Below are 21,722 nucleotides of genomic sequence, written 5' to 3' on the forward strand. Positions count from 1 at the left end.
CATGAGACGGGCCAACCCGGCAATCCACCGGGCAGCCCGCGCGTCACGATTACAACTCCGGCTCATCCACCCCGCTATAGATGTCGGAATCCTTGTACAGATCGTGAACGTGTCGCACCAGCACCATGATCACCGCCGCCACCGGCAAAGCCAGCAGCACCCCGGTGAAGCCGAACAGCTCGCCACCGGCCAGAATCGCGAAGATCACGGCCACCGGATGCAGACCGATCCGGTCCCCCACCAGCAATGGCGTCAGCACCATGCCTTCCAGCGCTTGGCCGACCATGAACACCGCCACGATTCCGATCATCGGATACAGATCGCCACCAAACTGGAACAGCCCGGCAATCAACGCCGCACCGATGCCGATCACGAACCCCATGTACGGCACAATCGCCGCCAGCCCCGCGATCAGACCGATCAACAGGCCCAGTTCCAGCCCGACAATCATCAGGCCGGCCGCGTAAATCACGCCCAGCGCCAGCATCACCAGCAACTGCCCGCGCACGAACGCGCCCAGCACTTCATGACACTCACCCGCCAGCGCCACCACGCGCTCTTCGCGATCACGGGGCAACAGGCCGCGGATCTTGGCCATCATCACGTCCCAGTCGCGCAGCAGGTAAAAGCTCACCACCGGGATCAGCACCAGATTCGCCAGCCAGCCGATCAGCGCCAGGCTCGAAGCCGTCGCCTGACTCAGCACTACACCGACGATGTCGGTGGTCTGGCCCATGTGTTCGCTGATCGCGGCCTTGACCTTGTCGAACTTCCAGAAGCCGTCCGACAGCCCCAGCTTCGATTGCGCCCACGGCACGGCGGTGTGTTGCAACCAGTCGAGCATTTGCGGCGCCAGCTCATACAGCCGCAGCAATTGCTTGGCGAGCATCGGCACCAGCACCAGCAACAGCGCGGTGACGATCAGGGTGAACAAGGCGAACACCGTGATCACACCCCAGGTGCGGGACAACCCCAGGCGCTCCAGACGATCAACGAGCGGATCGAACAGATACGCGAGCAACAGCGCCACCAGAAACGGCGTGAGGATCGGATGCAGCAACCAGACAAACGCGCAAAGCAGGAGCACCCCACCGAGCCAGAACCAACGCCGCGTATCGGCCATGTAACACTCCATTGCTTATATATAAGAAAGAAAACCTACCAGCGGAACCGCAAGGACGGCGCCGCCGGTGTCGGCGTCGGCGCAGCAACTGGCGGCGCCCCGGCGACCGCAGGCTGAGGCGCAGCGACCGGAGCCGGCGCCTCGGCCGGAAGTTCCTGCAACTTCGCCAGCGACAATTGCGCTCGCAATTGATCGGCACTGCCGTTGACCCGATAGAGGATGCGATCGGCATCGACACTCTGCAGACGCACGCCGAACGGTTCGAGTAACCGCAGCAGCGCTGCGTAGTGCTCCAGATTCATGCCCTGCACTTCCAGGGTCTGCTGGCCGGACGCGCCCGGTTTGGCAACAAAGCGTGGCGCCAGACGTTCAGTGACCGCCAGCATCACCGCATCGGCCACCGCGGCCTGATCCGCGCCCTGCACGTTGCCCGCCTCTTTTTTGTCGCCCAGCCACAATTGCCATTTGGCCTGCCATTGCCCGCTTTCTTCGCGGGCATGCACAGCAAGCAAGGCGTCAGCGTTGTAGCGCTCGGAAGCGTTGCGCAGCGGCGCCGGGTCGGCTCCCTCGAGCGCCGGCGCCGTAGCGACCAATTGCTCACTCAAGTCCGCCAACGGCAGGCGCAAAGGCAATCCACGGTGCTGGGCCGCACGGCGCAACGGCGCGGCGCTGGCCTGACCGTCACCCACCAGACTCGAACCCTCGGTCGAATCGTTCAGCCACCAGCTCAGGATCGAGGGCCGGTTGGCACCCCACAGCGCCAGCCCGGCGCGGCGCAACGCCTGCTCGGTGGTTCCCGGATCGAAATCGACTTTCAGCACTTCCGGCGGCCCAGCATCGAAACCGAACTGACTGATGATCTGCTGCGGATCCTTGCGAACCGGCGCCAGCCCCGGGTTCTGCGGGGCTTTCGGGTCGCCGGTCAGCCGCAGCACCAGCGTATCCAGCGCAGCCTGGGTCGCGCGATCACGCTCCTCCGGCGACTGACCCGTGACCGGTTCGCGCACCTGATAAAGACCTTTGAGATTTTCGGCCTGGCTCGCCAGGCTGATCAGAGACAAGCCACCTACTAACAGCCATTTACAAAAACGCATGGAGAATTCCCGTCGACAAGAGCGGCTGGAACAGGCCGCGTGCACCGTTGTGGCAAGCCTGTGACCACAGGCCGTCGCAAAACATTCACACGCGGTCGGTAAGTTTTTGCACAGTCCTAACGATAGACGGTTCCTTATACAGGCACCCGTGATGTCGCCCACAGCGTCAATTGCAAAATTTTTCCACCGATATGCCCCTGCCCGTCGGCGTGAGGATGGCCGCTGCCCCTCAAGCCTGATAAAATCGCGCGCCTTCGCAGACCGGCAACAGCCGGGCACCCCGAACTTCGCGTGAGGCAATCGCCCCTGTCGGATTCGGCGTTCCCGCTGAACTCGGTCGTTACCCCTGAATCCCCTCCCCTAAAGGCCTGGATCATGAGCAAGCAACCCTCCCTGAGCTACAAGGACGCCGGTGTAGACATCGACGCCGGTGAAGCATTGGTCGAACGCATCAAGAGCGTCGCCAAGCGCACTGCGCGCCCGGAAGTCATGGGCGGCCTGGGCGGTTTCGGCGCCCTCTGCGAGATCCCGGCCGGTTACAAACAGCCGGTGCTGGTTTCCGGTACTGACGGCGTGGGCACCAAGCTGCGCCTGGCGCTTAACCTGAACAAGCACGACAGCATCGGCCAGGACCTGGTCGCCATGTGCGTCAACGATCTGGTGGTGTGCGGCGCCGAGCCGCTGTTCTTCCTCGACTACTACGCCACCGGCAAGCTGAACGTCGACGTGGCCGCCACTGTGGTCACCGGTATCGGTGCAGGCTGCGAACTGGCTGGCTGCTCGCTGGTCGGCGGCGAAACCGCTGAAATGCCTGGCATGTACGAAGGCGAAGACTACGACCTGGCCGGCTTCTGCGTTGGCGTCGTGGAAAAAGCCGAAATCATCGACGGCTCGAAAGTCGCCACCGGTGACGCCCTGATCGCCCTGCCATCGTCCGGTCCGCACTCCAACGGCTACTCGCTGATCCGCAAGATCATCGAAGTGTCCGGTGCCGACATCGAAACCGTTCAGCTCGACGGCAAGCCACTGACCGAACTGCTGATGGCCCCGACCCGCATCTACGTGAAGCCGCTGCTCAAGCTGATCAAGGACACCGGCGCCGTCAAGGCCATGGCCCACATCACCGGTGGCGGCCTGCTGGACAACATCCCGCGCGTTCTGCCAAAAGGCGCTCAAGCCGTGGTTGACGTGGCCAGCTGGAACCGCCCGGCCGTCTTCGACTGGCTGCAAGAGAAAGGCAACGTCGACGAAACCGAAATGCACCGCGTGCTGAACTGCGGCGTGGGCATGGTGATCTGCGTGGCTCAGGAACACGTTGAAGTGGCCCTGAACACCCTGCGTGACGCCGGCGAGCAGCCTTGGGTCATCGGTCAGATCGCTGTCGCTGCCGAAGGCGCGGCTCAGGTCGAACTGAAGAACCTCAAGGCTCACTGATGTCCCAGACCTGTGATGTCGTGGTGCTGTTGTCCGGCACCGGCAGTAACTTGCAGGCCCTGATCGACAGCACGCGGACCGGCGACAGCCCGGTCCGCATCGCTGCGGTGATTTCCAACCGCGCCGACGCCTACGGCCTGCAACGCGCCAGTGACGCGGGTATCGCCACCCGCTCGCTGGATCACAAGGGATTCGAGGGCCGCGAGGCCTTCGATACCGCGCTGATCGAACTGATCGACGAATTCAACCCCAAACTCGTGGTACTGGCCGGCTTCATGCGCATTCTCAGCGCTGACTTCGTCCGTCACTACCAGGGTCGCCTGCTCAACATCCACCCGTCGCTGCTACCCAAATACAAAGGGTTACACACGCATCAGCGCGCGCTGGAAGCCGGCGACGCCGAACACGGCTGCTCCGTGCACTTCGTCACCGAGGAACTCGATGGCGGACCACTGGTCGTACAGGCAGTAATACCGGTAGAGTTGCACGATTCGCCGCAAAGTCTGGCGCAACGGGTTCACGTTCAGGAACACCTGATCTACCCGATGGCCGTACGCTGGTTCGCCGAAGGACGGCTGAGCCTCGGCGAGCAAGGTGCTTTACTGGATGGCCAGCTACTCGGGGCCAGCGGTCACTTGATTCGAAACTAGGAGATTTTATGCGTCGCGCCCTGCTCTTCGCTTGCGCTCTGCTCGCCCTGCCTTTTGCCCAGGCGGCAGACCTTCAACCGTTCTCCGCCAGCTACACCGCAGACTGGAAGCAGTTGCCCATGAGCGGCACTGCAGAACGCAGTCTGACCAAGGAGGCCAACGGCGTCTGGAAGCTCAGCTTCAAGGCCTCGATGATGATTGCCAGCCTGTCCGAGGAAAGCACCCTCACCCTGGACAAGGACACCCTGCTGCCACAGTCCTACCACTTCGAACGCGGTGGTCTGGGCAAGGCGAAAAAGGCTGACCTGGACTTCGACTGGGCCAACAAGCTGGTGACCGGCACCGACCGCGGCGACGCGGTGAAAATCCCGCTCAACCGCGGCATGGTCGACAAATCCACCTATCAACTGGCGCTGCAGCATGACGTGGCCGCCGGCAAGAAAAGCATGAGCTATCAGGTGGTCGATGATGGTGAAGTCGATACCTACGACTTCCGCGTGCTGGGTTCGGAGAAAGTCGAAACCAAGGCTGGCCAGATCGATGCGATCAAGGTCGAGCGCGTCCGCGATCCGACACAAAGCAAGCGCATCACCGTCCTGTGGTTCGCCAAGGACTGGGATTACCTGCTGGTTCGCCTGCAACAGGTCGAAACCGACGGCAAGGAGTACAACATCATGCTCCTCGACGGCACGGTCAACGGCAAGACGGTCAAAGGCAGCTGATTCAACGAAAAGCCCCGCAAACGCGGGGCTTTTTTTTCGCCTGTCGAACGCTGATCAAACCGAGAACTTGGCGACCATGCTGTTCAGGTCCACCGCCAGCCGCGACAACTCCTGACTCGCGGCGCTGGTCTGATTGGCCCCTGCAGACGTCTGCATCGCCAGGTCACGGATGTTCATCAGGTTGCGATCAACTTCCCGCGCCACGGCCGCCTGCTCTTCCGACGCACTGGCGATCACCAGATTGCGCTCGTTGATCAAGGTGAACGCCGAAGCAATTTCCTCCAGCGCCACGCCAGCCGCCTTCGCCAACTCCAGGGTCGAGCGCGCCCGGACATTGCTCTGTTGCATCGAGCTGACCGCCGAATCGGTGCCCTGCTGGATGCCGCCGATCATCTGTTCGATTTCCTGCGTCGACTGCTGAGTGCGATGGGCCAGCGCCCGCACTTCGTCCGCCACCACCGCAAAACCCCGCCCGGCATCCCCCGCCCGCGCAGCCTCGATCGCCGCGTTCAACGCCAGCAGATTGGTCTGCTCGGCAATCGAGCGAATCACATCCAGTACTTTGCTGATGCTGTAGACCTTCTGCGCCAGATCCTCCACCTGCGCGGCATTGGCGGTGACATCGTCCGCCAGCAACTCGATGGACGATACCGTCTGCTGGACCTGCTCGCGACCATGCTGGGCAATGCGATCAGACTCACGGGAAGCCTCGGAAGTCGCGACGGCATTGCTCGCCACCTCCTCCACCGCGGCGGTCATCTGATTGACCGCCGTGGCCGCCTGTTCAATTTCCAGACTCTGCTGGTGCAGCCCTCGCGTGGCGTCTTCGGTGACGCAGCTCAACTCCTCCGAGGCCGAAGCCAGTTGACTGGAGGACTCCGAGATCCGGCGGATGGTGTCACGCAGGTTGTGCTGCATGCTCTTGAGCGCGTGCAGCAGCCGCGCCGGCTCGTCCTTGCCGGAAATGCTGATATCCCCGGTCAGATCGCCGCCGGCCACCACTTCCGCCACATTGAGCGATTGCGACAGCGGCAGCACGATGCTGCGGGTCAGCAATAACGCCAGCGCGATGGTAATCAGCGCAGTGATGCCGATCATCACCCCGACCCACACCCGCGAGCTGGTGAACACCAGCCGTGCGGCCTCTGTGGCGAGGTTGGCGTTGTGCTTGTTCAGTTCGACCAATTCACGCAGGGTCACTGCAATCTCATCCGCCAGCGGACTCATCTGCCCGTTGAGAATGGCGGCCGCCTCCTCCACTCGTCCCTGAGCAGATAACGTCATCACCTGCGCCTGAAACTCCAGGTACTTGTGTTCGGCAACCTTGAAGCGGTCGAACAGCGCGCGCTCTTCGGGCAATACGATCAGGATGTCGTAACGCTGCTGGGCTTCGCTCAGCACACCGCGCAAATCATTGAGCTTGGCCACATTCTGATCCAGCGCCTGCGGATCGCGATTGAGCAACAGGCGCATGGTCAGCGCACGCAGGCGCAACATGTCCTGGCTCATCTCGCCCACCGCCATCACGCTGGGCAGCCAGTTATTGTCGACCTCGTCGGATTGCGCGCGCATGTTCGACATCTGCAGCAGGGCAAACGCGCCAAGGGCAAACACCATCAGCGCCAGTACGCCAAAACCCAGCCCGGCTCGGGGCGCAATATTGAGACTACGGATACTCATTGCTCTGGTTCCTTCCAAAAGCGCTGCATCAACCCTGCAGCTGGTTGCTCTAGAAGGTATCGGCCCTTTGGAAAATTGCGTAAGACCAAAACGTGATATCAAAAGGCCTTAATACTTCGAACCTAAAGCATTAACGATTCAGCGCGGTTTTGCCGGACTTGAGCGCTGTTCGCGGCAATATCCCCAGGAAGTTGTCCCGTGCGACTTTTTTCGCGACCGCCTCAGGCAAGGCGTCGAGAAACGGCTTGAAACCATGGATTTCCTTGCCGAGTTTGTTGAATCGCCCGACCACGTCCGAACCGATCATGAAGCGATCCGGATAGCGCTCCACCAATTGCACCCACTCGGCTCGCGGCTGGCTCTTTTCGTCCAGCAGATAAGGCGTCAGCAGGCTCCACGACAGATCGATGAACAGGTTCGGATACGCCTCCAGCATTCGGGTAAGGGTCGGCAGCAGAAAATCCAGCTGCGTCTGATGACGATGGATTTCAGCACTGGTGCCGGCATGCGCCCAGATAAACCGGGTGTGCGGATGATTACGCAGCGGCTCTTCGATTTCCTTCAGGTACAGCGGATTCTTCTCACGCTTGGAGGTGATGTTGGAATGCAGCATCACCGGCAGATCGTGCTCGGCGGCCAGGTGATAGATGCGGGTCATGGCTTCGTTATTGGCACGCGGCGTATCGCCGGAGGTCAGTGCGGTGAGGTCGTCGTGACGGGTGAAGACCTCGCCGATGCCCTGCCACAAGCCGGGATACAGATCGAGCATGCGCTGGATGTGCGTGGCGGAGTTCTTGTCGTTGGGGTTGAAGCCTGAAAGAAACGGGTGAAAGTACTGGCGTTGCTCAGGTGTCAGCTTCTGCACCGCGTCGGCGACGATCACGTCAGTCGCGCTGTACCAATAGGCATCGGCATCATCGCCAGCGTAATAACGCGGGCGCTTCGGCTCGTCTTCGTGCCATTTCTTCGCCACGGGAATGCCGGAAATCATCACGTGCTCGATGGAGTTTTCCTTCATGGCCGTCAGCAATTTCGGCATGCCGGCGGTTTCCTGGAAAAAATCCACGTAATGCAGGTGCGCGTCACTGTAGGTGTATTCCCGGGCACTGGCGGCGCCGGTGAAAGCCATCAGGCAGGCAAGGCTCAAACGAAACACGGACACAAGCATTCTCCGGCAGACAGGCATAGCCTAGACCCTCGCCGGGCAATGAGGGTTCACCCGGCAAGAAAGTGGAACGTGCCTGTGTGGGAAATGCTCTATACCTGCAAGGTCTTTTTTGATCGAATCCCTTTTCCTACAGCTTGCGAGGTTCACATGACCGTTACCGTCAATACCGTGTCCGCCGAAGGTTTTCGCCACACCGTACAGATCGATGAGCATGAGCTGTTTACAGACGTCCCGACGACCGCCGGCGGCGAAGGCTCGGCTCCGGAGCCGCACGATTACTTCGACGCCGCCCTCGGCGCCTGCAAGGCTCTGACCCTGAAGCTGTACGCGAAGAAAAAGGACATCCCGCTGACCGGCGTCGGCGTTGAGGTCAAACGCGACAACAGCCAGGAACAGAAAGGCAAGTACGCGCTGCACGTGACCCTCACCCTCAAAGGCGTGCTCACCGATGCCCAGCGCGAAGAACTGCTGCGCGTCGCCGATCGCTGCCCGATCCACAAGCTGATGACCACCAGCGAAGTCACCATCGAAACCCACGCGCCAGTCGGCTTCGACAGTCAGTAATCACCACGACGACACCGGCGGGTTATGCTCCACGCATCACCCGCCCAGCCTGGAATGGACCATGGACACCCAACCCCTGATCATCCGCCCGCGCGCCGAAGACGTCGAGGGCCAGCCGATCTTGCGCCCGCTGCCGTCAGCCAAATGCCGCAGCGTCGGGCCTTTCGTGTTTTTCGACCACATGCTCGAAACGGTTTATCCGGCGGGCAAAGGCATGAACATCCGACAGCATCCGCACATCGGTCTGTCGACCCTTACGTATTTGTTCGACGGGCAGATCCAGCACAAGGACAGCCTGGGTTCGGATCAGGTGGTCAGCGCCGGCGATGTCAGCTGGATGACCGCCGGCACGGCGATCGCTCACGTCGAGCGCACGCCCGAACCGCTGTGGGAGCAAAGCTTCAAGATGCACGGCCTGCAAATCTGGCTCGCCTCGCCCAAGGATCACGAACAAGGCCCGGGGCATTACAGCCACCACCCGGCCTCGACCTTGCCGGTCAGCGATAACCTCGGCGTGCAGATCCGCATGATCGCCGGGTCAGGCTTTTGCCTGGAATCGCCGGTGCCGGTGCTTTCTCCTACGCTGTATGCCGAATTGAAGATGCAAACCGCGACCACACTGCTGATCCCGACCGAGCATGAAGAGCGGGCGCTGTACGTGTTGAGTGGTGATGTGCAGCTGAATGGCGAAGCGGTCGAACCCCATGCACTGGTGGTGTTGCCGACCGGGGAAGAGATGAGCCTGTTTGCCGAGAGCGACAGCCACGCGGTGTTGTTCGGCGGTGCGCCACTGGACGGGCCACGGAGGATCAACTGGAATTTTGTCGCGAGCGATCCGGCGGCGATCGATGAAGCGCGGCGCAAGTGGGCGGCCGGGGATTGGCCGACCGTGCCGGGGGAAGTCGAGCGGATTGAATTACCGCGTTAAACCGCCTGCCCTCACCCCAGCCCTCTCCCAGGAGGAGAGGGAGCCGACCGAGGTGTCTTATGTCATACATCGACCTGAAACACCGAGTCGATTATGGATTCGGTGATTCACTTTCAGGTCGATGCAACTCTCGAGAAACTTACGGTCAGTCCCCTCTCCCTCTGGGAGAGGGTTAGGGTGAGGGGCTTTTGCTCTTAGGCTTCAGCCCTTGAACACTTCTTCCAGCAAGTCATGCATCGACTTGAACGCACGCGCTGCGGTCTTCGCGTCGTACATCATCTTGCCCGGCACATTGGCGTGCGGATCGGTGAACGAGTGCACCGCGCCGCCGTAGCTCAGCAACTGCCAGTCCACACCAGCAGCGTTCATCTCGTCTTCGAATGCCGGCAACTGCTCTTTCGGCACCAGCGGATCGGAAGCACCGTGCAGCACCAGCACCGAGCCCTTGATGTTCTTCGCGTCCGCCGGGTTCGGCGAATCCAGCGTGCCGTGGAACGACACCGCCGCTTTCACCGGCGCACCGGTGCGGGCCAGATCCAGCGCACAGCAACCGCCGAAGCAGAAGCCGAACACCGCCAGTTTCGAGGTATCGACCGCCGCCTCGCCCTGCTTCTGCAATTGTTCGAACGCGGCCTGCATACGCTTGCGCAGCAGCGCGCGGTCGTCCTTCAGCGGCATCATCGCCGCACCGGCCTGATCGGCATTCTGCGGACGCACCGCCTGGCCGTACACGTCAGCGATCAGCACCACATAACCCTTGGCCGCCACCGATTTGGCGATCTCTTCAGCGCCAGCGCTGACACCCATCCAGTTCGGCGCCATCAACAGACCCGGACGCGCGCCTTTGTGCTCGGCGTCGAACGCCAGGCGACCTTCATAAGGCTGGCCGTCAATCTGATAGACCACGGAACGTACAGTGACTTGGCTCATTTCTGACTCCAGATTGGTTGAATTCCAGAATGAAAAAACCCGCCGAAGCGGGTTTTTCTACAGCTTGATCAGGCCGACAGCTCGACCAGCAGCTTGTTCAGACGGCTCACATAAGCGGCCGGGTCTTTCAAGCTGTCGCCCGCCGCCAGGGCGGCCTGGTCGAAGAGGATGTGCGACAGGTCGCTGAAGCGATCTTCGCTGGCCTCGTTGTCGAGCTTCTCGATCAGCGGGTGGCTCGGGTTGAATTCGAAGATCGGCTTCGAATCCGGCACTTTCTGCCCGCTGGCCTCGAGGATCTGACGCATTTGCAGACCCAGATCCTGCTCGCCGATGGCCAGAATGGCTGGCGAATCGGTCAGGCGATGGGAAACCCGGACTTCGGCAACGGAATCGCCCAGTGCGGTTTTCAGACGCTCGACCAGACCTTCTTTCGACTTGGCGACTTCTTCAGCAGCCTTCTTGTCCTCTTCCGAGTCCAGGTTGCCCAGGTCCAGGTCACCGCGCGCGACGTCGACAAACGTCTTGCCGTCGAATTCGCTGAGGTAGCTCATCAGCCACTCGTCGATACGGTCGGTCAGCAGCAGCACTTCGATGCCTTTCTTGCGGAAGACTTCCAGGTGCGGGCTGTTCTTGACCTGCGCGTAGGTTTCGCCGGTGAGGTAGTAGATCTTGTCCTGACCTTCCTTGGCGCGCGCCAGGTACTCGGCCAGACCGACGATCTGCTCGCCATCGGTGCCGTTGGTCGATGCGAAACGCAGCAGACCGGCAATTTTTTCCTTGTTGGCGAAATCTTCTGCCGGGCCTTCTTTCATGACCTGACCGAAGTTTTTCCAGAAGCCCTTGTATTGCTCAGGCTCGTTCTTCGCCAGTTTTTCCAGCATGTCCAGCACGCGCTTGGTCAGCGCCGACTTCATCGAGTCGATGATCGGGTCTTTCTGCAGGATTTCCCGCGACACGTTCAGCGACAGGTCGTTGGAATCGACCACGCCTTTGATGAAGCGCAGGTACAGCGGCAGGAACGACTCGGCCTGATCCATCACGAACACGCGCTGCACGTACAGCTTCAGGCCTTTCGGCGCTTCACGCTGGTACAGATCGAACGGTGCGCGGGCCGGCACATACAGCAGCGAGCTGTACTCGAGCTTGCCTTCGACCTTGTTGTGGCTCCACGACAGCGGATTTTCGAAGTCGTGGGCGATGTGTTTGTAGAACTCCTGGTATTCCTCGTCCTTCACTTCGGTGCGAGGACGGGTCCACAGAGCGCTGGCGCGGTTGACGGTTTCCCATTCAACTTCAGGCTTCTCTTCGCCTTCGGTAGCGGCCACTTCTTTCGGCAGCTCGATCGGCAGCGCGATGTGGTCGGAGTACTTCTTGATGATGTTGCGCAGACGCCAGCCATCGGCGAACTCGTCTTCACCGGATTTCAGGTGCAGAACGATGCGGGTGCCGCGCTCCGGCTTGTCGATGGTGGCGACTTCGAATTCGCCCTCGCCTTTCGACGACCAGTGCACGCCTTCGCTGGCGGCGGTGCCGGCGCGACGGCTGTACACGTCAACTTTGTCAGCGACGATGAAGGCCGAGTAGAAGCCCACACCGAACTGACCGATCAGGTGCGAATCCTTCTTCTGATCGCCGGACAGGTTTTTCATGAAATCGGCGGTGCCGGATTTGGCGATGGTACCCAGGTGGGTGATCACATCGTCACGGTTCATGCCGATGCCGTTGTCTTCGAGGGTGACGGTCTTGGCGTCCTTGTCGAAGCTCACACGGATTTTCAGTTCATCGCCACCTTCGAGCAACTCAGGCTTGGCCAGGGCTTCGAAGCGCAATTTGTCGACGGCGTCAGAGGCGTTCGAGATCAATTCGCGAAGGAAGATTTCCTTGTTGGAATACAGCGAATGGATCATGAGGTGCAGCAGTTGCTTCACCTCGGTCTGGAAGCCCAGGGTTTCCTTTTGAGTTTCCACACTCATGGTCATCAAACTCCAATCAGATGGCATTGGCCGCGACCTTGCTGGTCGGCGGCGGGTTGTTCTGTGAGTTGGGGGCGTGCTTCAGGATTTCAAGGGCTCATCGATTTTGAAGTGCGCGCGGGCAGTGGCAATCGGTTCGCTTTCGGTGCTTTGCCACGCCGTGACCGCGACGTTGGCCACCCGCCGGCCCTGACGGCAGACCTGACACCGGGCCCAGGTGTCGCGAAACTGCCCGGCCCGCAGGTAATCGAGGGAGAAATCGATAATCTTCGGCACACCCGGCGCGCCGGTGAAAATCAGCAGGTGCAGGGCGGCGGACAGCTCCATGAACCCGGCAATCACCCCGCCGTGGATCGCCGGCAATAAAGGGTTACCAATGTTGTCCTTGTTGGCCGGCAGCTTGAACAGCAAGTCATCACCGACCCGCGAACACTCGACGCCGATAAGCCCGGCGTAGGGGATCAGTTTCAACAGCGGTGCGTAGTCACCCTTCTCGTGGGCTTCTTGCAATTGCTGCTTGAAATCATCGCTCATGGGTTTTCTCCCTTGATCGCGCCACCGAAGCCTTTGGTGCCTTTAAGGCCCTTGCCCATGCGCATGAAGGTGCCGACGACGTGGGCAATCGGTTGCTCGGGATCATCCTGATAGGCGAAGCCGCGAGCGAAGATCACATCGGTGGTGACTCGATAACATTGGGCGAAGCCATAGACGTCTTTATGCGGCTCGGCGGCGTGCATGTAGTCGATGCGCAGATCGAGGGTCGGGCAGACTTCGAATTCCGGCAGGACGCACAGGGTCGACATGCCGCACGCGGTGTCCATCAGCGACGTGATCGCCCCGCCGTGGATGACGCCAGTCAGCGGGTTGCCGACGATTTGCTCACTGTACGGCAGCACCACCGTCAGGCCTTCGCTACTTGCGCTGTGCACCTTCAATCCCAGCACCTGACAGTGGCGCAAGGCCGAGAGAAACCGTGTCGCACGCTCAAAAACGGGGTTTTCGGCCATTTGATAATTACTCTTGTTAGTCGTCATTCCCAGTAGTGGAAAGAACAGCAAAAGTTCCATTGCAAAACAAACTTATATATCTGAAAGAAATGAGGAACTTAAGCCTTGGGCCTGAGCTCTTAAGGCCAGTAGTTATTTTCCATAAGGAGAAACACCCCATGCGTAAGACTTTAGCTATTGCCTTGATGTTGACCGCTTCCCTCGGTCTCGCTGCCTGCGATAAAAAATCCGAGGACAAAGCTCAAGATGCCAACCAACATGCTGAACAAGCTCAGCAAGACATGAACAAAGCTCAGGATAAAGTGAACGACGCAGCGAAAGAAAACGCCGAAGCTGCCAAAGCTCAGGCCGAATCGAACGCTGCAGCGCAAGAAGAAGCTGCCAAGAAGCAATAAGCCGCTTCTGGCTGGCAAAAAAGAAAACCCGCCAAGTGCGGGTTTTCTTTTGCCTGTCATTTTTTGCCAGTGCCGTCTTAGAGCAAGACTGTTCTAAAAAGTCGGACTAATCATCAGCAACAATGAACACACTAAGCCGACCAGCCAGACCAGACTGCGCAATTTTGGAATATCCGCCAGATAAAACCACAAATAGAAAATCCGTGAGATCACGAAGATGATCGCCAATGTATCGATCAGCCATCCCGCCGTCTGCGTGGTATGCGCCATCAGCACGCCAACCGCAAACAGGATGAACGCTTCGATGCTGTTCTGATGCGCCGCCAGCGCACGGGCGCCGTAACCGGTAAGCTGCGCCTGTTGCTGACGCGGCAGATGGTTGTTGTAACCGCCCTGCTCTTTCATGGCCTTGCCGACCGGCATCCGCGCCACGTAGATCAACAATGCACTGATAAACACACACCAGAACGGAATACTCATCAAGCGGCCTCTTTGTTCGCTTCGGGCAATGGCGCCTCTGTAGGGGTATAGACCATTACATCGAGCACGTCGGAATGAAACTCCCGGCGATACAACACCAGCACCACACCGGCGCTCATCAACATGAACAGCCACGGGCTGACGAACCACGCCAGCATGCTCATGCCGAAGTAATAGGAACGCAGACCGAAGTTGAACTGGTTGGCCGCCATCGAAATCACTCGAGCCGCCCGCGAGGCGAACGCCTTGCGCTCCTGCTCCGACACTTGCCGCTCACCGATCATCGGGGCCGAGCCGACCAGAATGGCGGCGAAGTTGTACTGGCGCATGCACCAGCTGAAAGTGAAGAAGGCATAGACAAACACCAGCGCCAGGCACAGCAACTTGATCTCCGACATGCCCTGCGAGGCCTGTTGCACCATCGGAATGTCCGCCAGCAGCGACACCGCGCGCTCGGACGCGCCGAGCACGGTCAGGATGCCCGCCAGGATAATCAGCGTGCTGGAGGCGAAGAACGAGGCGTTGCGCTCCAGGTTGCCGATCACGCTGGCGTCGGCAATACGGTTGTCACGCAGCAGCATGCGGCGCATCCAGTCTTCGCGGTACAGATGCAGCACGCTGGCCAGGCACGCGGTGTCACGGGCCTTCCAGGTGGCATAACGGGTGTAACCGCCCCAGCAGATGACAAACCAGAGCGCGGCCAGCAGGTGGATCAGGTTGGCTTGGATGAACGACATGCAATTCCCTGTGATGAAGATTTCGGCTCCCCTTCGACGTTAGTCGAGGGAAAAAGACACTGCCTGAAGCCCATAAAAAATGCCCCGTATCGATTGATACGGGGCATTTCTGTTTAATCGCTCGGCAGCCGCTCGTGGCGGCCCGGCAATCTTAGGCGAGTGCTTCGGCGCGCTTGCCCAGCAGGCGGTCGCAAACCACGGCAACCACCAGGGTCATCACGCACGGCACCAGCCACGCCAGACCTTGCTCGCTCAGCGGCAGGTGGGCCAATTGCGATGGCATCCAGTCCGCCAGACCGGCGCCTTTCAACGCATCGATGGTGCCGAACACGAACGACACCAGCATCACCGGGCCCATGATGCGGCTCTGCTCATGCCAGAACCCTGCACAGAAGCTCAGCGCCACCAGCACGATGCACGGCGGGTAGATTGCGGTCAGCACCGGGATCGAGAACGCGATCAGCTTGGTCAGGCCCAGGTTGGACACCAGCAGCGAGAACGCCGCCAGGATGATCACCAGGGTCTTGTACGACAGCGGCAGTACGCGGCTGAAGTATTCGGCACAGGCGCAGGTCAGGCCGACAGCGGTCACCAGGCACGCCAGGGAGATCAGCACGGCAAGGAAGCCACTGCCCAGCGAACCGAAGGTGTGTTGCACGTAAGCGTGCAGCACTGCCGCGCCGTTGGTCGCGCCCGCCGCCACTTCATGGCTGCCGGAACCCAGACGGAACAGGCTGACATACACCAGCGCCAGACCGACACCGGCAATCAGCCCGGCGATGATCGCGTAACGGGTGATCAGCGCCGGCGACTCGACGCCACGGGAGCGGATCGCGTTGACGATGACGATGCCGAACACCAGCGCGCCGAGGGTATCCATGGTCAGGTAACCATTGATGAACCCTTGGGAGAACGGTGCTGCGACATATTCCGGGGTAGCCACACCGATATCACCGGCCGGCAGTGCGAATGCGGCGATGCCGAGCACAGCCAAGGCGATGATCTTCAGCGGCGCGAGGAAGCGACCGACGGTGTCCAGCAGACGCCCAGGGTAGAGCGAAATGAAGAACACCAGCAGGAAGTACACCGAGCTGTAGAGGAACAGTGCCAGCGGGCTCTCGCCGGTCAACGGCGCCAGCCCCACTTCAAAGGAAACGGTCGCGGTACGCGGGGTGGCGAACAGCGGACCGACCGCGAGATAGCACGCTGCAGCCAGTACACCACCGGCGATCTTGCCGATCGGGCTGCTCAGGGCGTCCATTGCGCCACCAACCTTGGCCAGTGCGACCACAGTGACCACCGGCAGACCGACCGCCGTGATCAGGAAGCCCAGCGCCGCCATCCAGACGTTTGGCCCGGACTGCAAACCGACGATAGGCGGGAAGATGATGTTGCCGGCCCCGACGAACAGGGCGAATGTCATAAAGCCAAGTGCCAGGATGTCCTGACCTTTCAAAACTTTCATTAAGGAAATACCACACTACTGAATCGGAATTTAGAGGGGGATTTCCCTGTGGGGTTAGGGAAATGCTGTCAATCCGTATAAGACTGACCCGTTTAGCGCGTTGCATGCCTTGTGGGCGGCAGACGCAAAATGGCGGCTAGCCTAACGAATTTGCCCGACAAACGCACTGTTAGAGGGCGAACTATCCGATACGCGACGTTTCTGTGTCGCGTTTTTGCATGTTATTGGGTGAGTGCTTATAAATTGCCATCGTCCACCCGAACGCCAGAAACGACAAAGGCCACCCTAAGGTGGCCTTTGTTGCTGGAGCAGAGAAGTCAGCCGAAGCTTACTTCTTCACTTCCCAACCAGTCAGCTCGGCCAGGGCCTTGCCGATGTCTGCCAGCGAACGCACGGTTTTCACGCCTGCGTCTTGCAGAGCAGCGAACTTCTCGTCTGCAGTGCCTTTGCCGCCGGAGATGATTGCGCCAGCATGGCCCATGCGCTTGCCCGGAGGAGCAGTCACACCAGCGATGTAGGAAACAACCGGCTTGGTCACGTGTGCCTTGATGTAGGCAGCCGCTTCTTCTTCAGCCGAACCGCCGATCTCGCCGATCATTACGATCGCTTCGGTCTTCGGGTCTTCCTGGAACAGCTTCAGGATGTCGATGAAGTTCGAACCCGGGATCGGGTCACCGCCGATGCCGACGCAAGTCGACTGACCGAAACCGGCGTCAGTAGTCTGCTTCACAGCTTCGTAGGTCAGGGTGCCGGAACGGGAAACGATACCGACCTTGCCTGGCAAGTGAATGTGACCTGGCATGATGCCGATCTTGCATTCGCCTGGGGTGATCACGCCTGGGCAGTTAGGGCCGATCAGGGTAACACCCAGTTCGTCGCACTTAACTTTGGCGTCCAGCATGTCCAGGGTAGGAATGCCTTCGGTGATGCAGACGATCAGCTTGATGCCGCCGAAAGCAGCTTCCAGGATCGAGTCCTTGCAGAAAGGAGCCGGAACGTAGATGACGCTGGCGGTGGCGCCAGTGGCTTCTACAGCTTCTTTCACGGTGTTGAACACAGGCAGGTTCAGGTGAGTGGTGCCACCTTTGCCTGGAGTCACGCCGCCAACCATTTTGGTGCCGTAGGCAATGGCTTGCTCGGAGTGGAAAGTACCCTGCGCACCGGTGAAGCCCTGGCAGATTACTTTGGTGTCTTTATTGATCAGGACGCTCATTACTTGCCCTCCGCAGCTTTAACGACTTGTTGAGCAGCGTCGGTCAGGCTGGTAGCAGCGATGATGTTCAAACCGCTTTCTGCCAGTACTTTAGCGCCCAGTTCAGCGTTGTTGCCTTCAAGACGAACAACAACCGGGATTTTCACGCCGACTTCTTTCACTGCACCGATGATGCCTTCGGCAATCATGTCGCAACGAACGATGCCGCCGAAGATGTTAACCAGTACTGCAGCGACATTGCTGTCGGACAGAATGATTTTGAAAGCTTCGGTTACGCGTTCTTTGGTAGCACCACCGCCTACGTCGAGGAAGTTGGCTGGCTTGCCGCCGTGCAGGTTGACGATGTCCATGGTACCCATGGCCAGGCCGGCACCGTTCACCATGCAGCCGATGTTGCCTTCCAGCGCTACGTAGTTCAGTTCGAACTTGGCAGCGTGCGCTTCGCGCGGATCGTCCTGCGACGGATCGTGGAAAGTCTTCAGCTTAGGCTGACGGTACATTGCGTTGGCGTCGATGTTGATCTTGGCGTCCAGGCAGTGCAGATCGCCGTCAGCCTTGATCACCAGCGGGTTCACTTCCAGCAGAGCCAGGTCGTGATCCTTGAACAGCTTGGCCAGACCTACGAAGATCTTGGCGAACTGAGCAACCTGCTTGCCTTCCAGACCCAGCTGGAATGCCAGCTCGCGACCCTGGAATGGCTGAGCGCCAACCAGTGGATCGATAGTGGCTTTCAGAATTTTTTCTGGAGTGTCGTGAGCGATTTTCTCGATGTCCACGCCACCTTCGGTGGAAGCCATGAACACGATGCGACGGCTCGAACGGTCAACGACAGCGCCCAGGTACAGCTCTTTAGCGATATCAGTGCACGATTCAACCAGGATCTTGGTGACTGGCTGGCCGTTGGCGTCAGTCTGGTAAGTCACCAGACGCTTGCCCAGCCACTGCTGTGCGAAGGCTTTGGCGTCTTCTTTGCTGCGAACCAGCTTGACGCCGCCCGCTTTACCGCGACCACCGGCGTGAACCTGGGCTTTGACAACCCACTCGTTGCCGCCGATTTTGTCGCAAGCTTCTGCTGCTGCTTCCGGGGTGTCTACTGCGAAACCAGTGGAAACTGGCAGGCCGTATTCAGCGAACAGCTGCTTACCCTGATACTCGTGAAGATTCATGCTTTTTACCGTCTTCGTTAGGTACTGCGCATTCGGCGCTGCGCTCTTTATGAGTGCCGCGCCACCTGTGACTGCTGCTTGCGTAGCCTTTCCGGATACCCGGTGCAGCTACGCAAGGCTGCGTCCAGCGGACATTCCGCGGTGAGTCTTGCACGCAAGGCTCACGACGGGCCGTACCGCCGTGGTTTCTTATTGTGTCTTAACGCTTCTTGCGGTTGGCAATGTGGATGGCGCCGCCATTCACTGCCAAAGCTGCTTCGTGCAAGGCTTCAGACAGGGTCGGATGGGAGAAAACCATCATGCCCAGGTCTTCAGCGCTGGTGCCGAATTCCATACCGATCGCGCCCTGCTGAACCAGTTCTGCGGCGCTCGGGCCAATCACGTGCACGCCCAATACGCGGTCAGTCTTGGCATCGGCGATGACCTTGACGAAACCACCGGTATCGTTGGCGGCCATGGCACGGCCGGATGCTGCGAACGGGAAGGTGCCGACGTTAACTTCAACGCCTTCAGCTTTCAAGGCCTGCTCGGTTTTACCGACCCATGCGATTTCCGGGTGAGTATAAATAACCGAAGGGATCAGGTCATAGTTCATCTGGGCCTTGTGGCCTTTGATGCGCTCTACAACCATGATGCCCTCTTCCGAGGCCTTGTGAGCCAGCATCATGCCGCGAACCACATCACCGATAGCGTAAACGCCCGGTACGGTGGTGGCGCAGTGATCGTCAACGTGCACGAAACCGCGCTCGTCCAGGGTCACGCCGCTGTCGGCAGCCAGCAGATCAGTGGTCACCGGACGGCGACCAACGGCTACGATCAGCTTGTCGAAAGTGATGGTCTGTTCGCCGTTGGCGTCGGTGTAGTTCACAACGACTTCGTCGCCGTTCACTTTCGAGCCGGTTACGCGAGCGCCCAGTTTGATGTCCAGACCCTGTTTGGTCAGGGTTTTCAGCGCTTCCTTGGAAACAGCGGTGTCCGCTGCCATCAGGAAGGTGTCCAGTGCTTCCAGGACAGTTACTTCTGCACCCAGACGCGACCAGACCGAACCCAGTTCCAGACCGATCACGCCAGCACCGATCACGCCCAGACGCTTGGGTACGGTCTGGAATTCCAGTGCGCCAGTCGAATCGACGATGACTTTCTGATCGACCGGAGCCGGTGGAATGTCGATCGGACGCGAGCCTGGAGCCAGGATGACGTTTTCGGCTTCGATGACTTCAACCGAGCCGTCCGGCTTGGTGACTTCGACTTTCTTGCCAGCCAGCAGTTTGCCGTGGCCCTGGATCGAAGTTACGCCGTTGGCCTTGAACAGGGTGGCAACACCGCCGGTCAGGTTCTTGACGATGCCAGCCTTGCGGCCAACCATCGCAGCGACGTCCATTTTGACTTCGCCGGTCGAGATACCGTGGACATTGAAGCTTTCTTTCGCTTCCTTGTATTTCCAGGAGCTGTCCAGCAGCGCCTTGGAAGGAATGCAGCCTACGTTCAGGCAGGTGCCGCCCAGGGCTTGCTTGCCTTCAGCATCGGTGTACTTCTCGATGCAGGCAGTGCTCAGGCCGAGTTGCGCGGCCTTGATGGCAGCCACGTAGCCGCCAGGGCCCGCACCGATCACTACTACGTCAAATTTCTGCGACATTCAAAAAATCCTCTTTAGCGAAAAGCTTCAAGCCGCGCGCTGCAAGCCAGGCTGCGTTTTCCCGCAGCTTGAAGCTTGCAGCGCGTGACTGCTTCTATCAGATATCCAGCAACAGACGAGCCGGATCTTCCAGCAGGTTCTTGATGGTCACCAGGAAGGTTACAGCTTCTTTGCCATCGATCAGACGGTGATCGTAGGACAGTGCCAGGTACATCATCGGACGGATCACGACCTGACCGTTGATGGCCATCGGACGCTGGATGATGTTGTGCATGCCCAGAATCGCTGCCTGCGGCGGGTTGACGATCGGGGTCGACATCATCGAACCGAAGGTACCACCGTTGGTGATGGTGAAGGTGCCGCCGGTCATTTCGTCCATCGACAGTTTGCCGTCACGGGCTTTCTTGCCGAAGGTGGCGATGCCGCCTTCGATTTCAGCCAGGCTCATGTGTTCGGCGTTACGCAGAACCGGAACTACCAGGCCACGGTCGCTGGAAACTGCGACGCCGATGTCGGCATAACCGTGGTAAACGATGTCGTTGCCGTCGATCGAAGCGTTGACCGCCGGGAAGCGTTTCAGCGCTTCGGTGGCAGCCTTCACGAAGAACGACATGAAGCCCAGGCGTACGCCGTTGTGGGACTTCTCGAACAGGTCCTTGTACTTCGAACGCAGGGCCATGACTTCGGTCATGTCGACTTCGTTGAAAGTGGTCAGCATCGCCATGTTCGATTGAGCTTCAACCAGACGCTTGGCAACGGTGGCACGAACGCGAGTCATCGGAACGCGCTTCTCGATGCGGTCGCCAGCGGCGAACACAGGAGCGGCGGCGGCCGGAGCAGCAGCCTTGGCAGGCGCGGCAGCCGGAGCGGCTTTCTTGGCAGCAACGGCTGCAACCACGTCTTCCTTGGTCACGCGACCGCCTTTGCCGGTGCCGGCAACGGAAGCGATGTTGATGCCGTTCTCTTCAGCCAGCTTGCGCGCGGCAGGAGCGGCGATCGGGTCGTCTTCGCCATCAGCGGCAGCAGGTGCAGCGGCGGCTGCGGCCGGAGCAGCAGCGGCAGCCGGGGCGGCAGCAGCAGCGCCGCCTTCAACGATGGAGCCCAGCACTTCGTCGGACAGGACGGTTTCGCCCTCGCCCTTGACGATTGCGCCCAGCACGCCGTCGGCGGTAGCCAGCACTTCCAGTACGACTTTGTCGGTTTCGATGTCGACGATCAGTTCGTCACGCTTGACGGCGTCGCCCGGTTGTTTGTGCCAGGTGGCAACGGTGCCATCGGCAACCGATTCCGGGAAAGTGGGGGCTTTGATCTCGATAGCCATTATCTGTGGTTCCTTAAATTCGGTTTCAGGTGCGCG

General features: G+C 59.9%; 20 protein-coding genes and 1 pseudogene. 6 read left to right on the plus strand and 15 right to left on the minus strand.

What is annotated here, in order from left to right:
- Positions 1–49: 49 nt before the first annotated feature.
- Both CAF74_RS16975 and CAF74_RS16980 read right to left on the minus strand, forming a co-directional pair.
- Positions 50–1,123 carry an AI-2E family transporter gene (locus CAF74_RS16975; RefSeq protein ID WP_007950395.1) on the minus strand — a complete coding sequence of 358 codons (1,074 nt, stop codon included), beginning with the start codon at positions 1,121–1,123 and terminating at the stop codon, positions 50–52.
- A gap of 35 nt (positions 1,124–1,158) precedes the next feature.
- A complete protein-coding gene (locus tag CAF74_RS16980; protein WP_085747071.1) occupies positions 1,159–2,217 on the minus strand; it encodes a DUF2066 domain-containing protein in 1,059 nt (352 codons plus the stop codon).
- 375 nt (positions 2,218–2,592) lie between these two features.
- Between CAF74_RS16980 and purM the strand changes: the two genes are divergently transcribed.
- The 3 genes from purM to CAF74_RS16995 are packed head-to-tail and all read left to right on the plus strand — an operon-like array spanning position 2,593 to position 5,023.
- Complete coding sequence (gene purM, locus CAF74_RS16985; protein ID WP_007950393.1) at positions 2,593–3,651, plus strand: phosphoribosylformylglycinamidine cyclo-ligase; 1,059 nt, start codon at positions 2,593–2,595, stop codon at positions 3,649–3,651.
- The gene (gene purN, locus CAF74_RS16990; protein ID WP_085608847.1) at positions 3,651–4,301 is read left to right on the plus strand and encodes a phosphoribosylglycinamide formyltransferase; all 651 of its coding nucleotides are present in this window, start codon (positions 3,651–3,653) and stop codon (positions 4,299–4,301) included. The genes purM and purN overlap by 1 nt, the downstream gene beginning before the upstream one ends.
- 8 nt (positions 4,302–4,309) lie before the next feature.
- A complete protein-coding gene (locus CAF74_RS16995; protein ID WP_085747072.1) occupies positions 4,310–5,023 on the plus strand; it encodes a DUF3108 domain-containing protein in 714 nt (237 codons plus the stop codon).
- A 54-nt stretch (positions 5,024–5,077) separates the two neighbouring features.
- Here the strand turns inward: CAF74_RS16995 and CAF74_RS17000 are convergent, their stop codons facing one another.
- Together CAF74_RS17000 and CAF74_RS17005 are read right to left on the minus strand one after the other, a co-directional pair.
- Entirely contained in the window at positions 5,078–6,703 is a 1,626-nt protein-coding gene (locus CAF74_RS17000; RefSeq protein ID WP_085747073.1) for a methyl-accepting chemotaxis protein, read from the minus strand.
- A 130-nt stretch (positions 6,704–6,833) separates the two neighbouring features.
- Positions 6,834–7,871 carry an amidohydrolase family protein gene (locus tag CAF74_RS17005; RefSeq protein WP_371857341.1) on the minus strand — a complete coding sequence of 346 codons (1,038 nt, stop codon included), beginning with the start codon at positions 7,869–7,871 and terminating at the stop codon, positions 6,834–6,836.
- 147 nt (positions 7,872–8,018) lie between these two features.
- Here CAF74_RS17005 and CAF74_RS17010 point away from each other — a divergent pair, with 147 nt between their 5' ends.
- Both CAF74_RS17010 and CAF74_RS17015 read left to right on the plus strand, forming a co-directional pair.
- On the plus strand, positions 8,019–8,435 hold the full coding sequence (locus tag CAF74_RS17010) for an OsmC family protein (RefSeq protein ID WP_039769799.1): 417 nt from the start codon (positions 8,019–8,021) through the stop codon (positions 8,433–8,435).
- 61 nt (positions 8,436–8,496) lie between these two features.
- Positions 8,497–9,363 carry a pirin family protein gene (locus CAF74_RS17015; RefSeq protein WP_085747075.1) on the plus strand — a complete coding sequence of 289 codons (867 nt, stop codon included), beginning with the start codon at positions 8,497–8,499 and terminating at the stop codon, positions 9,361–9,363.
- A gap of 201 nt (positions 9,364–9,564) precedes the next feature.
- Here the strand turns inward: CAF74_RS17015 and CAF74_RS17020 are convergent, their stop codons facing one another.
- The 4 genes from CAF74_RS17020 to CAF74_RS17035 form a co-directional block, all read right to left on the minus strand.
- Positions 9,565–10,293, minus strand: coding sequence for a dienelactone hydrolase family protein (locus tag CAF74_RS17020; protein WP_085747076.1), 729 nt, complete (start codon positions 10,291–10,293; stop codon positions 9,565–9,567).
- 68 nt (positions 10,294–10,361) lie between these two features.
- Entirely contained in the window at positions 10,362–12,266 is a 1,905-nt protein-coding gene (htpG, locus tag CAF74_RS17025; protein WP_085747263.1) for a molecular chaperone HtpG, read from the minus strand.
- Positions 12,267–12,347: 81 nt separating this feature from the next.
- Positions 12,348–12,800, minus strand: coding sequence for a PaaI family thioesterase (locus tag CAF74_RS17030; RefSeq protein WP_007959014.1), 453 nt, complete (start codon positions 12,798–12,800; stop codon positions 12,348–12,350).
- Positions 12,797–13,273: a PaaI family thioesterase gene (locus tag CAF74_RS17035; RefSeq protein ID WP_085747077.1), complete on the minus strand. Its 477-nt coding sequence runs from the start codon at positions 13,271–13,273 to the stop codon at positions 12,797–12,799. Before CAF74_RS17035 ends, CAF74_RS17030 begins: the two co-directional genes overlap by 4 nt.
- Before the next feature lie 158 nt (positions 13,274–13,431).
- Here CAF74_RS17035 and CAF74_RS17040 point away from each other — a divergent pair, with 158 nt between their 5' ends.
- Positions 13,432–13,668 carry a hypothetical protein gene (locus tag CAF74_RS17040; RefSeq protein WP_007959016.1) on the plus strand — a complete coding sequence of 79 codons (237 nt, stop codon included), beginning with the start codon at positions 13,432–13,434 and terminating at the stop codon, positions 13,666–13,668.
- 77 nt (positions 13,669–13,745) lie between these two features.
- On the opposite strand, the pseudogene CAF74_RS17045 reads toward CAF74_RS17040, so the two are convergent.
- The 7 genes and pseudogenes from CAF74_RS17045 to odhB all read right to left on the minus strand — a co-directional run bounded on the left by CAF74_RS17045 (position 13,746) and on the right by odhB (position 21,686).
- A pseudogene (locus tag CAF74_RS17045) lies at positions 13,746–14,148 on the minus strand (MAPEG family protein).
- A complete protein-coding gene (locus tag CAF74_RS17050) occupies positions 14,148–14,885 on the minus strand; it encodes a DUF599 domain-containing protein (RefSeq protein ID WP_085608854.1) in 738 nt (245 codons plus the stop codon). Before CAF74_RS17050 ends, CAF74_RS17045 begins: the two are co-directional and overlap by 1 nt.
- 151 nt (positions 14,886–15,036) lie before the next feature.
- Positions 15,037–16,350: a branched-chain amino acid transport system II carrier protein gene (brnQ, locus tag CAF74_RS17055; protein ID WP_085747079.1), complete on the minus strand. Its 1,314-nt coding sequence runs from the start codon at positions 16,348–16,350 to the stop codon at positions 15,037–15,039.
- Positions 16,351–16,678: 328 nt separating this feature from the next.
- Positions 16,679–17,563: a succinate--CoA ligase subunit alpha gene (gene sucD, locus CAF74_RS17060; protein ID WP_007959025.1), complete on the minus strand. Its 885-nt coding sequence runs from the start codon at positions 17,561–17,563 to the stop codon at positions 16,679–16,681.
- Positions 17,563–18,729 (minus strand): ADP-forming succinate--CoA ligase subunit beta, encoded by a 1,167-nt coding sequence (sucC, locus tag CAF74_RS17065; RefSeq protein WP_007959029.1) that lies wholly within the window; start codon positions 18,727–18,729, stop codon positions 17,563–17,565. Before sucC ends, sucD begins: the two co-directional genes overlap by 1 nt.
- 199 nt (positions 18,730–18,928) lie before the next feature.
- Complete coding sequence (gene lpdA / locus CAF74_RS17070; RefSeq protein ID WP_085682946.1) at positions 18,929–20,365, minus strand: dihydrolipoyl dehydrogenase; 1,437 nt, start codon at positions 20,363–20,365, stop codon at positions 18,929–18,931.
- Between the two features lie 97 nt (positions 20,366–20,462).
- A complete protein-coding gene (odhB, locus tag CAF74_RS17075; RefSeq protein WP_085648494.1) occupies positions 20,463–21,686 on the minus strand; it encodes a 2-oxoglutarate dehydrogenase complex dihydrolipoyllysine-residue succinyltransferase in 1,224 nt (407 codons plus the stop codon).
- Positions 21,687–21,722: the final 36 nt, after the last annotated feature.

This window comes from Pseudomonas sp. R45(2017) (assembly GCF_002112305.1).
GTDB classification, from domain to species: domain Bacteria; phylum Pseudomonadota; class Gammaproteobacteria; order Pseudomonadales; family Pseudomonadaceae; genus Aquipseudomonas; species Aquipseudomonas paraglycinae.